At 57.4% G+C, this 9,190-nt stretch carries 10 protein-coding genes; 5 read left to right on the top strand and 5 right to left on the bottom strand.

Annotated features, from left to right (window positions below; all coding sequences use genetic code 11):
- A partial coding sequence (locus ACRESJ_RS27045; protein WP_431760593.1) for an ABC-F family ATPase occupies positions 1–1,574 on the bottom strand: 1,574 nt, incomplete at its 3' end.
- 356 nt (positions 1,575–1,930) lie between these two features.
- Between ACRESJ_RS27045 and lpxO the strand changes: the two genes are divergently transcribed.
- A complete protein-coding gene (gene lpxO / locus ACRESJ_RS27040; protein ID WP_431760592.1) occupies positions 1,931–2,830 on the top strand; it encodes a lipid A hydroxylase LpxO in 900 nt (299 codons plus the stop codon).
- 136 nt (positions 2,831–2,966) lie between these two features.
- Here lpxO and ACRESJ_RS27035 read toward each other — a convergent pair whose 3' ends face one another.
- Positions 2,967–3,806 carry a Ku protein gene (locus tag ACRESJ_RS27035; protein ID WP_431760591.1) on the bottom strand — a complete coding sequence of 280 codons (840 nt, stop codon included), beginning with the start codon at positions 3,804–3,806 and terminating at the stop codon, positions 2,967–2,969.
- Between the two features lie 190 nt (positions 3,807–3,996).
- On the opposite strand from ACRESJ_RS27035, the gene ACRESJ_RS27030 reads away from it, so the two are divergent.
- The gene (locus ACRESJ_RS27030) at positions 3,997–4,335 is read left to right on the top strand and encodes a hypothetical protein (protein ID WP_431760590.1); all 339 of its coding nucleotides are present in this window, start codon (positions 3,997–3,999) and stop codon (positions 4,333–4,335) included.
- A 51-nt stretch (positions 4,336–4,386) separates the two neighbouring features.
- On the top strand, positions 4,387–5,538 hold the full coding sequence (locus ACRESJ_RS27025; protein ID WP_431760589.1) for a PQQ-dependent sugar dehydrogenase: 1,152 nt from the start codon (positions 4,387–4,389) through the stop codon (positions 5,536–5,538).
- Positions 5,539–5,545: 7 nt separating this feature from the next.
- Here the strand turns inward: ACRESJ_RS27025 and eco are convergent, their stop codons facing one another.
- Positions 5,546–6,028, bottom strand: a complete 483-nt coding sequence (gene eco / locus ACRESJ_RS27020) for a serine protease inhibitor ecotin (RefSeq protein ID WP_431760588.1) — start codon at positions 6,026–6,028, stop codon at positions 5,546–5,548.
- Between the two features lie 295 nt (positions 6,029–6,323).
- Here eco and ACRESJ_RS27015 point away from each other — a divergent pair, with 295 nt between their 5' ends.
- Entirely contained in the window at positions 6,324–6,596 is a 273-nt protein-coding gene (locus ACRESJ_RS27015) for a DUF1652 domain-containing protein (RefSeq protein ID WP_431760587.1), read from the top strand.
- Here the strand turns inward: ACRESJ_RS27015 and ACRESJ_RS27010 are convergent.
- Together ACRESJ_RS27010 and ACRESJ_RS27005 are read right to left on the bottom strand one after the other, a co-directional pair.
- Complete coding sequence (locus ACRESJ_RS27010; RefSeq protein WP_431760586.1) at positions 6,593–6,988, bottom strand: hypothetical protein; 396 nt, start codon at positions 6,986–6,988, stop codon at positions 6,593–6,595. The two genes, ACRESJ_RS27015 and ACRESJ_RS27010, sit on opposite strands and share 4 nt — an antisense overlap.
- 90 nt (positions 6,989–7,078) lie before the next feature.
- Positions 7,079–7,351, bottom strand: a complete 273-nt coding sequence (locus tag ACRESJ_RS27005; RefSeq protein WP_431760585.1) for a DUF2790 domain-containing protein — start codon at positions 7,349–7,351, stop codon at positions 7,079–7,081.
- Positions 7,352–7,694: 343 nt separating this feature from the next.
- On the opposite strand from ACRESJ_RS27005, the gene ACRESJ_RS27000 reads away from it, so the two are divergent.
- Positions 7,695–8,996, top strand: a complete 1,302-nt coding sequence (locus ACRESJ_RS27000; protein WP_431760584.1) for an OprD family porin — start codon at positions 7,695–7,697, stop codon at positions 8,994–8,996.
- The last annotated feature ends 194 nt before the right edge of the window (positions 8,997–9,190 follow it).

Here is a 9,190-nt window from a genome sequence, read left to right as displayed (position 1 = left end):
CCCTGGCTGCGCAGGTAATCGTCGTAGGTGCCGCTGAAGTCGGTCACGCCGTTAGGGCTCAGCTCGATGATGCGGGTGGCCAGGGACGATACGAACTCACGGTCGTGGCTGACGAAGATCAGCGTGCGCGGATAGTTTTCCAGCGCCAGGTTCAGCGCCTCGATGGATTCTATGTCCAGATGGTTGGTCGGTTCGTCCATCACCAGTACGTTCGGCTTTTGCAGGATCAGCTTGCCGAACAGCATGCGCCCTTGTTCACCACCGGAGATGACCTTGACCGACTTGAGGATCTCGTCGTTGGAGAACAGCATGCGACCCAGTGTGCCGCGAATGATCTGCTCGCCCTGAGTCCACTGGCCCATCCAGTCGAACAGGCTGACGTCGTCTTCGAAGTCATGGGCGTGGTCCTGAGCGTAGTAGCCCAGCTCCGCGCTTTCGGTCCACTTCACGGAGCCGGCGTCCGGGGTCAGCTCGCCCATCAGGGTGCGCAGCAGGGTGGTCTTGCCGATACCGTTCGGGCCGATGATCGCCACGCGCTCGCCGGCTTCGACGGTGAAGCTGAAGTTCTTGAACAGGGTCTTGCCGTCGAAGCCCTTGGACATCTGCTCGATGGTCACGGCCTGGCGGTGCAGTTTCTTGGTCTGTTCGAAGCGGATGAACGGGCTCACGCGGCTCGATGGCTTGACTTCGGCCAGCTGGATCTTGTCAATCTGCTTGGCGCGGGAAGTGGCCTGCTTGGCTTTCGAGGCGTTGGCCGAGAAGCGGCTGACGAACGTTTGCAGTTCGGCAATCTGGGCTTTCTTCTTGGCGTTGTCCGAAAGCAGTTGCTCGCGGGACTGGGTCGCGGCGGTCATGTACTCGTCGTAGTTGCCCGGGAACAGGCGCAGCTCACCGTAGTCCAGGTCGGCCATGTGGGTGCAGACGCTGTTGAGGAAGTGACGGTCGTGGGAAATGATGATCATGGTGCTGTTACGCACCGTGAGAATGGATTCCAGCCAGCGAATGGTGTTGATGTCCAGGTGGTTGGTCGGTTCGTCGAGCAACAGCACTTCCGGATCGGAGAACAGTGCCTGAGCCAGCAACACCCGCAGTTTCCAGCCCGGAGCCACTTCCGACATCGGACCGAAATGCTGTTCCAGTGGAATACCCAGGCCCAGCAGCAGCTCACCGGCGCGGGATTCGGCGGTGTAGCCGTCCATTTCGGCGAATTCGGTTTCCAGTTCGGCCACGGCCATACCGTCTTCTTCGCTCATTTCCGGCAGCGAATAGATGCGGTCGCGCTCGGCCTTGACCTTCCACAGCTCTTCGTGACCCATGATCACGGTGTCGATCACGGTGAATTCTTCGTAGGCGAACTGATCCTGGCGCAATTTACCCAAGCGTACGTTCGGCTCGAGCATGACCTGGCCGCCGGATGGCTCGAGGTCGTTGCCGAGAATCTTCATGAACGTCGACTTGCCGCAACCGTTGGCGCCGATCAAGCCATAACGGTTGCCACCGTTGAATTTGACCGAAACGTTTTCGAATAGCGGCTTGGCGCCGAACTGCATGGTGATGTTAGCTGTAGAAATCAAAGGTTTTTCCTGCGAAGCATTCAGAGTAGCCAGGGAGCGGCATTGCCGCGCTTGGCCCGAGTCGACGTGCGCTGAGGCCGGGGTCATTCCCGTCATCAACCAAGGAGGCGCGTAAAAGTTTGGCGGCGATTGTACTGGTCTGGCTCTTTAAACGATAGGGCAATGAGGCCGCACCGTCGCTTTGGCTGCTTCGGTGCACAGATTTTCACTTTTGTAGGTTAACTATTGGTTACAAACTGAGGCTAAAATGCCATCTTTCACCTGAGGCCTGTTCGTTTTCAGACGCTGCACAAGACCCACGAGCCGCTGGCTGCAGAGGGGCGCAGTTTGTTCACTTCTGACGTGTGACGATTTCCGTGAAACTCATCATTGCCGCTGTCTACGTTGTATCCATCGCGTACGTCCATCTGCGCGGTCGTGTGCGTCACAAACTGGGTCGGCAACTGAGCGATCACTCGACGTTTCTGGCGCCGATCAATTGCTTCCTTTATATGTTCTCGAAAATCCCCAACAAGCCTTACCTCAATCCGGCAGACTTTCCCGACCTGAGTCCATTGCAGGCCCACTGGGAAGAAATTCGCGCCGAAGGCCAGAATCTGTTGCACGCTGGTGAAATCAAGCGTTCGAACCAGTATGACGACGTCGGTTTCAACTCGTTCTTCAAGGCGGGCTGGAAACGCTTCTACCTTAAATGGTACGGCGACAGCCACCCGTCGGCGATGAAGCTGTGCCCACGCACCACGGAACTGGTGCAGAGCATCGGTTCGATCAAGGCGGCGATGTTTGCCGAATTGCCGCCGGGCTCCAAACTGGTGCGTCATCGCGATCCGTATGCCGGTTCCTACCGGTATCACCTGGGTCTGGAAACCCCGAATAACGCCGGCTGCTACATCAACGTCGATGGTGAGAACTATCACTGGCGCGACGGTGAGGCGGTGATGTTCGATGAGACCTTCATTCATTACGCGGAAAACACCACCGCGCAGAACCGCATCATTCTGTTCTGCGATGTTGAGCGACCCATGAAGTATCGCTGGGCAGCCGCGCTCAATGGCTGGTTCAGTCGCACCGTAATGTCAGCTGCCGGTGCCCCGAACGAAGCGGGCGACAAGGTCGGCGGTATTAATCGTCTGTTTGGCAGGATCTACAAGATTCGTTTGCGGGGCAAAGAACTCAAGAAGCGCAATCGCAAGCTCTACTACCTGGAAAAGTGGGCGATCTTTAGTGGTCTGCTGGCGATCTTTGTCTTGATCTGATTCAGTTGACGGGCTCACGGGCCTCATCGCGGGCAAGCCCGCTCCCACATGTTTCGCGTCGATCACAATATTTCTGTACGACACAAAATCCTGTGGGAGCGGGCTTGCCCGCGATGAGGCCAGAATACTCAACACCTCATTTATTACTGACTTTCTTCTTCGCCGCAGGCTTGGCCTTGGCCGCCCCCTTGCCGCCCAGGCTGCGCTTGAGCAACTCGGTCAGGTCAATCACATCCGCCGTTTTGCGCTCTTCTTCGCCCGTGGCCGTTTCCACATCCTCAATCTTGCCCTCATGGGCCTTCTTGTCCACCAGCGCCATGATCTTGTCTTCGAACTCATCCCGGTAATCGTCCGGCGACCATTCGCCGCTCATGTCCTGAACCAATCGTTTGGCCATGTCCAGTTCGCCCTTGGCCAATGTGGGCTTGGTCACGTCCGCGCCCAGCGCCAGTTCATCCAGGCTGCGTACTTCCGCCGGCCAGCGCAGTTTTACCAGGACCAGTGCCGACTCCAGCGGCATCAAGGCCGCGAGGTACTGACGGGTATGCAACACCACCCGGGCGAGGGCGACCTTTTTGGTTTTGGTCAGGGTTTCGCGCAACAACGCATACACCTTGCCGCCGCGTTTATCCGGCGCCAGGTAATAAGGCGTGTCGATGTTCTGCAAGGGAATCTGCTCGCTGTCGACAAAAGAAAAGATATCGATGGTCTGCGTCGACATCGGGTGCGCCGAGCGGATTTCCTCTTCGCTGAGCACTACGTATCGGCCCTTTTCGTAGGCGACGCCTTTGACAATGTGTTCCTTGGTGACTTCCTTGCCGGTGACCTTGTTAACACGCTTGTAGCCCACCGGTTCCATGCTGCGGCTGTCGAGCCAGTCGAAATCAACCCCTTGCGAAGAGGTTGCCGACACCAGTGCCACGGGTATATGCACCAGCCCGAAACTGATCGCGCCTTTCCAGATTGCCCGTGCCATGGTCCTGACCTCGCAAGTGATGTTCAGGTGACCCTGGGCTGGAGGCAAAAGTTTCCGCGGTATGCAGCCCGGCCCGGTGTCAGATCAACGTAGTGTTACATCTTGCGGTTGAGTTTTTGGTTAACAAATGCGAACCCGGGGCGTAGCGTGCTATCGAAGACTGCACATGCGCACGTCGAGGAGGTTTTCCATGAACCGATGCATTCCCGGCCTCAGCCTGATGCTCCTGATCGGCATTTTCGACTCACAGGTCCAAGCGCAGGATATGCCGTTGGTGGTCGCGCAGAATCTGCCGAACAACAACCCTTATAACAGTCCGATTCGTCGGGCCAACCCCAACAGCATGCAGGGTACACAACCCAGCATTCCGGCCATCCGTGGGCCGAATACCGTACCGGTGCCGCGCCCGCCAACCCTCGACAACGGCGGTATCGGCAATCGCTATCCCCAGAGTCCAGGCGCACCCGCCAGCCCGCCTAAATTCATACCCAATCCACCCGTTCGAGACTCGGGCAGCAGCAACCGTTAAACGGCAAGACGGCACTCCTGCCAGCCATCCTCATGACAAAAGGAATCGTGCATGTTGCGTAAAACCCTCCTGACCACTCTTTTTGCCAGCTCATTGCTGGCTGCCTCGCTCCCTGTGTTGGCCGCATCCACGCAGACGATGAAAAGCGAACAGGGAGCCCTGGAAGTCACGACAATCGCCAAGGGATTGGAGCATCCCTGGTCGATCGCATTTCTCCCCGATCGCCAGGGCATGCTGGCGACTGAGCGGCCCGGCAACCTGCGGCTGGTCAGTTACGAAGGCAAGCTATCGGCGCCACTCAGCGGCGTGCCCGAGGTCTGGGCCAAGGGGCAGGGCGGTTTGCTGGATGTGGCGCTGTCACCCGACTTCAAGCAAGACCGCATGGTCTACCTGTCGTACGCCGAGGGTGGTGGTCAGGGTGGCAAGGCCGGTACGGCAGTCGGTCGTGGGACGCTCTCTGATGACCTGACGGCGCTTAAGGATTTCACCGTCATTTTCCGCCAGGAGCCGAAGCTTTCGGTCGGTAACCATTTTGGTTCGCGACTGGTGTTCGACCGTGACGGCTATTTGTTCATTACCCTGGGGGAAAACAACGACAGGCCGACCGCCCAGGACCTCGACAAGTTGCAAGGCAAGATCGTGCGGATCTATCCCGACGGTAAAGTCCCGGACGATAACCCTTTTGTCGGTCAGGTCGGTGTGCGCCCGGAGATCTGGGCCTATGGCGTACGCAATCCGCAGGGCGCGGCACTGAACCCATGGACCGGCACCCTGTGGGAAAACGAGCACGGCCCCCGTGGCGGTGACGAGATTAACGTCATCGAGCGTGGCAAGAACTATGGTTGGCCGCTTGCGACCTACGGCATTAACTATTCCGGTCAACCGATCCCGGAAGCCCAGGGCAAAACCGCAGAAGGCACCGTCGCACCGCGCCACTTCTGGGAAAAATCCCCGGGCCTGAGTGGCATGGCGTTCTACGACGGCGACCGTTTCAAGCCTTGGCAACATAACGTGTTCATCGGAGCGCTGGTAACTCAGGAACTGATCCGCCTGCAGTTTGACGGCGACAAAGTCGTTCACGAAGAGCGCCTGCTGGGGGAACTCAACAAGCGCATTCGCGATGTACGGCAGGGCCCAGACGGATTTTTGTACGTGTTGACCGATGAAGAGGACGGTGCGCTCTACAAGGCAGGGCTCAAGTAAGCAGAGCTTACTCGGCGACGGCTTTCTCGACTGTGTTCGATGCCGACCAAACCCGATAGCGGACTTCGACGTCCTTGGGCACGTAGAGCACGATTGGCAGTTTGCTGTTGTAGCGCAGCATGAAGCCGTCACCCACCACCGGCACGAAGCCTTCCTTGCTCGTGCCATCCGGGCAGGCCATCAGGGTGCTCGCCGGGCCGCTGACCTTTTCCAGGCGGTAGAACGGATAGCCCCAGCCTTCCAGATTCTTTTCTTCGAGTACGCCGCCCAGGCGTTGGCGGTTGCAATCGACTTTCAGCGTTTTGCCGGCAAGGATTTCTACTTTGAAGTCGTCCTCCAGCGGTTGCGGGGCCAGGTGTATGACCTGGCGGGTGAAGCCGATTTCGGCTTTTGGATAGGGCGCGGTTTTTTCCAGTGTCGCTGCGTGTGCTGTGCTCGACAGGGCAGCCAAAATAATGGCGATGGATGTGCGGCAGGTCAAAGAACGCATGGTGCCTCTTGCGAAAGAATAGAGGGCGAAGCTCGCCGGAGGGGGCGCATTCTCGATGCGCAAGGCGGCAGATGCAAACCAAGAGTGTGTGCGCAGATTGCAACCCAGCCAGAAGCTTCTCGTGCAAATTGAACGATAAACTTTAATGTCCTGTTACATAACTCGTTGATTTGCCGATGAACAACCCGGCGCATTTCAAGGCATGTTTTATGCTGTAGTTGTTCTAAAGCTGACCGGGATTTCACATGAGCCAGCCTCAATAACCGATTGCAGTCTCACAAAGGAGAGGGTCGCAATGTTTCTTTCTGCCTTGGAACTCCGCAACATTATCGAAAGCAGTTTTTTGCCCAAACGTTGCCAGTGTTCGCTGTCACCAGACCTGAAAATGACCGTCAAGGTTTACGCCGATCGCGAGACCGATACGCTGGATCTGTTGCGAACCAATATTGATGCCCGGCACTTGAACAGCTGCCGGCAAATTCACGAACTTATAGCAGGGCTGCGCACTGAACTTGCGCATCAACACGTGCATACCGAGCACCTCCACGCGGAGCGAAAAGCACTTTAACCTGCGGTTTCAAGTTCCATCGACGGGCGTCGGGTCTGGAAAAATGCCAGGCCCAGCGCCAGTTCCCCTGCCACTGCAACCAGAATGCCCGGGCCAGCATGGCCGTTGAGCCATTCACCGAAGCCCAGAACCGCCAGTCCCCAGCAACCCACCGTGAAGCCAATGCTCAGCGCATTGCGTGCGGTGGAGTGCGGTTCGTTGCGAATCAGGTAAAACATCACCGCCAGCGCTGCAAACAGCACCGCCATACGACGCGCGATCAACCCCGCCGCCAATGAATATTCAGTGTCCCAGGTTGCCAGCAACCGATCAGGCAGCACGCCCCAGAGCAGCGACAGCAGCAAACACAGTAGGGCGGTGAATATCGACAATGTACGAAAAGACAACTGCATGGCGAATCCTTGCGGCAGTAAGGGAGGCGCTAGAGCATAGCGCCAGATCCCTCACAGGAATACCGCAAGGTGTTATTTCAGACCTTTCAGTCAGTTCTGATAACTGCACGCGTAAGAAAGTTTCCGGTAGGCAAGCTCTGCAGGCTGGCCCGATTGCGAATCGATGTACTTCATCGTCGCTGTTACTACTTCGCAGTCCAGGGTGTCGGGTTCGGTGAGCTCAAGCACCTTGCCCACATGCAGCGGCATGCCGTAGTGATAGGAAATGATGTTTTGTGTCGCGGCAGTGTCTTGAGCCTGGGTAAATCCTGAAAACGAGGCGCAGACAAGGGCGGAGGTAACGAGCAGGACGCGCGTGTTCATGGGGCGATCTCCAGTGCAGGCGAATGTCAGTTCGACGTGTTGTCGAACGTGCCGCACTGGGCGTCAGAGAACTCTGAGGGCGTGCGGTCCAGTAGAGTGTTGAACTATCAGATTAAGCATTGGTTAACCATTACTGGATGCCACCCGTCGCTTTGCCACTACCGTTCGGCGGCAAATACATGCATTTCTGAGACTAAAGTCGTCTGCAGCGTAAAAAAGCCCTCTGCCATCATGTCCGCTCATCCCGCGTTTTTTGCTTCAACCGTTCCGTTATCGGAGCGGTTGAAGGCTATTTCTGGCTAATTGCGCCCTGGCGCAAACGCTGCATTGTTGGAGCTTTTTCATGCGTCCCCCCTTTACGTTCATCACCGCGCGCCAGTCACTTGGCTACGGCGCTTTAGTCCTGTGCGCCGGTTTTACCGGGTCGACTCATGCGAGCGGTTTCATCGAAGACACCACGGCGAAAATGGAATCGCGCACGGTGTATTTCAATCGCGATTTTCGCGATGGGCACTCCTCCAACGAGCAAGGCGCCTCCAAGCGGGAAGAATCGGCTCAAGGTTTCATTCTCAATCTGCAATCGGGTTACACCGAGGGCACGGTTGGGTTCGGTGTCGATGCATTGGGCATGCTGGGCTTTAAACTCGACTCTAGCCCCGACAGCAGTAACAGCGGGTTGCTGCCTTCAAGCGGGGAAAACCCGCGCGGCTCGGCCGACCAGTACGCCAAACTCGGCCTGACGGCGAAGGTGCGTGTCTCGCAGAGTGTGTTGAAATACGGCGCCTTGTTGCCGGACGTGCCGCTGCTCAAATACAACGACGGACGCCTGCTGCCGACGATGTTCAACGGCGCGATGCTGACGTCCAGGGACGTGAAGGATCTGACCTTCATGGCCGCGCGCCTGGACAAGTACACCGCCCGGGATTCCACCGATTCCCAGGACATCCGCGTGCACTGCAAGAACAAACGCTATGCCTGCAACATCACCGCCGATCATTTCGATATGTACGGTTTCGATTACAAGATCAACGAGCGACTGACCGCCCAGTACCACTACGCCGAACTGGAAGATATCTATCGTCAGCATTTCATCGGCCTGTTGGCCAGCCAACCACTGGGCAGTGGCGTGCTCAAGTCCGATCTGCGCGTGCTCAAGAGCGCGGACAGCGGCGCCTCCCGCGCCGGTTCCATCGACAACCGCGCGCTGAACGCAATGCTCGCCTACGCCGTCAGCGGCCATACCTTCAGTGCCGGCTGGCAGCGTATGAACGGCGACAACTCGATGCCTTACCTCGATGGCACCAATCCGTATCTGGTCAACTACGTGCAGGTCAACGACTTTGCAGCCGCGCAGGAGCGCTCCTGGCAGTTGCGTTATGACTATGACTTCAAGGCCATCGGTATCAATGGCCTGAGTTTCCTGACCCGCTATGTGAACGGTGACCACATCAAGGTGCCGGGTAGCGATCAGGAAGGCAAAGAGTGGGAGCGCGACAGCGAACTCAAGTACGTGGTGCAGAGCGGGACGTTCAAGGATGTCAGCCTGCGCTTGCGCAATGCGACGTATCGCACCAACTACGAGCAATATGCGCGGGATGTGGATGAGACGCGGTTGATCGTCAGCTACAACTTTTCGATCCTGTAGCGCCTGATAGGACGCCTTCGCGGGCAAGCCTCGCGCCTACAGGATATCGCTGCAACTGTAGGAGCGAGGCTTGCCCTAATGCCAGTCAGTTAAGCGATGAAGGTCAACTGTAGGAGCAGCCGGTCGACGCTCGATTGCTCGCGAAAAACGTTAACGATAACGCGGAAATTCTGAATGAACGCGGCGTCCTGAAG

Source organism: Pseudomonas sp. (assembly GCF_050739655.1).
Classification (GTDB): domain Bacteria; phylum Pseudomonadota; class Gammaproteobacteria; order Pseudomonadales; family Pseudomonadaceae; genus Aquipseudomonas.
Note: the sequence above shows the minus strand (reverse complement) of the source record. Positions and strands in the feature narration are given on the sequence as shown.

Excerpts from the sequence above, each read along its gene's own strand:
- ACRESJ_RS27035 (WP_431760591.1), bottom strand. The coding sequence starts at position 3,806 with ATGGCACGGGCAATCTGGAAAGGCGCGATCAGTTTCGGGCTGGTGCAT.
- ACRESJ_RS27030 (WP_431760590.1), top strand. The coding sequence starts at position 3,997 with ATGAACCGATGCATTCCCGGCCTCAGCCTGATGCTCCTGATCGGCATT.
- ACRESJ_RS27025 (WP_431760589.1), top strand. The coding sequence starts at position 4,387 with ATGTTGCGTAAAACCCTCCTGACCACTCTTTTTGCCAGCTCATTGCTG.
- eco (WP_431760588.1), bottom strand. The coding sequence starts at position 6,028 with ATGCGTTCTTTGACCTGCCGCACATCCATCGCCATTATTTTGGCTGCC.
- ACRESJ_RS27015 (WP_431760587.1), top strand. The coding sequence starts at position 6,324 with ATGTTTCTTTCTGCCTTGGAACTCCGCAACATTATCGAAAGCAGTTTT.
- ACRESJ_RS27010 (WP_431760586.1), bottom strand. The coding sequence starts at position 6,988 with ATGCAGTTGTCTTTTCGTACATTGTCGATATTCACCGCCCTACTGTGT.
- ACRESJ_RS27005 (WP_431760585.1), bottom strand. The coding sequence starts at position 7,351 with ATGAACACGCGCGTCCTGCTCGTTACCTCCGCCCTTGTCTGCGCCTCG.
- ACRESJ_RS27000 (WP_431760584.1), top strand. The coding sequence starts at position 7,695 with ATGCGTCCCCCCTTTACGTTCATCACCGCGCGCCAGTCACTTGGCTAC.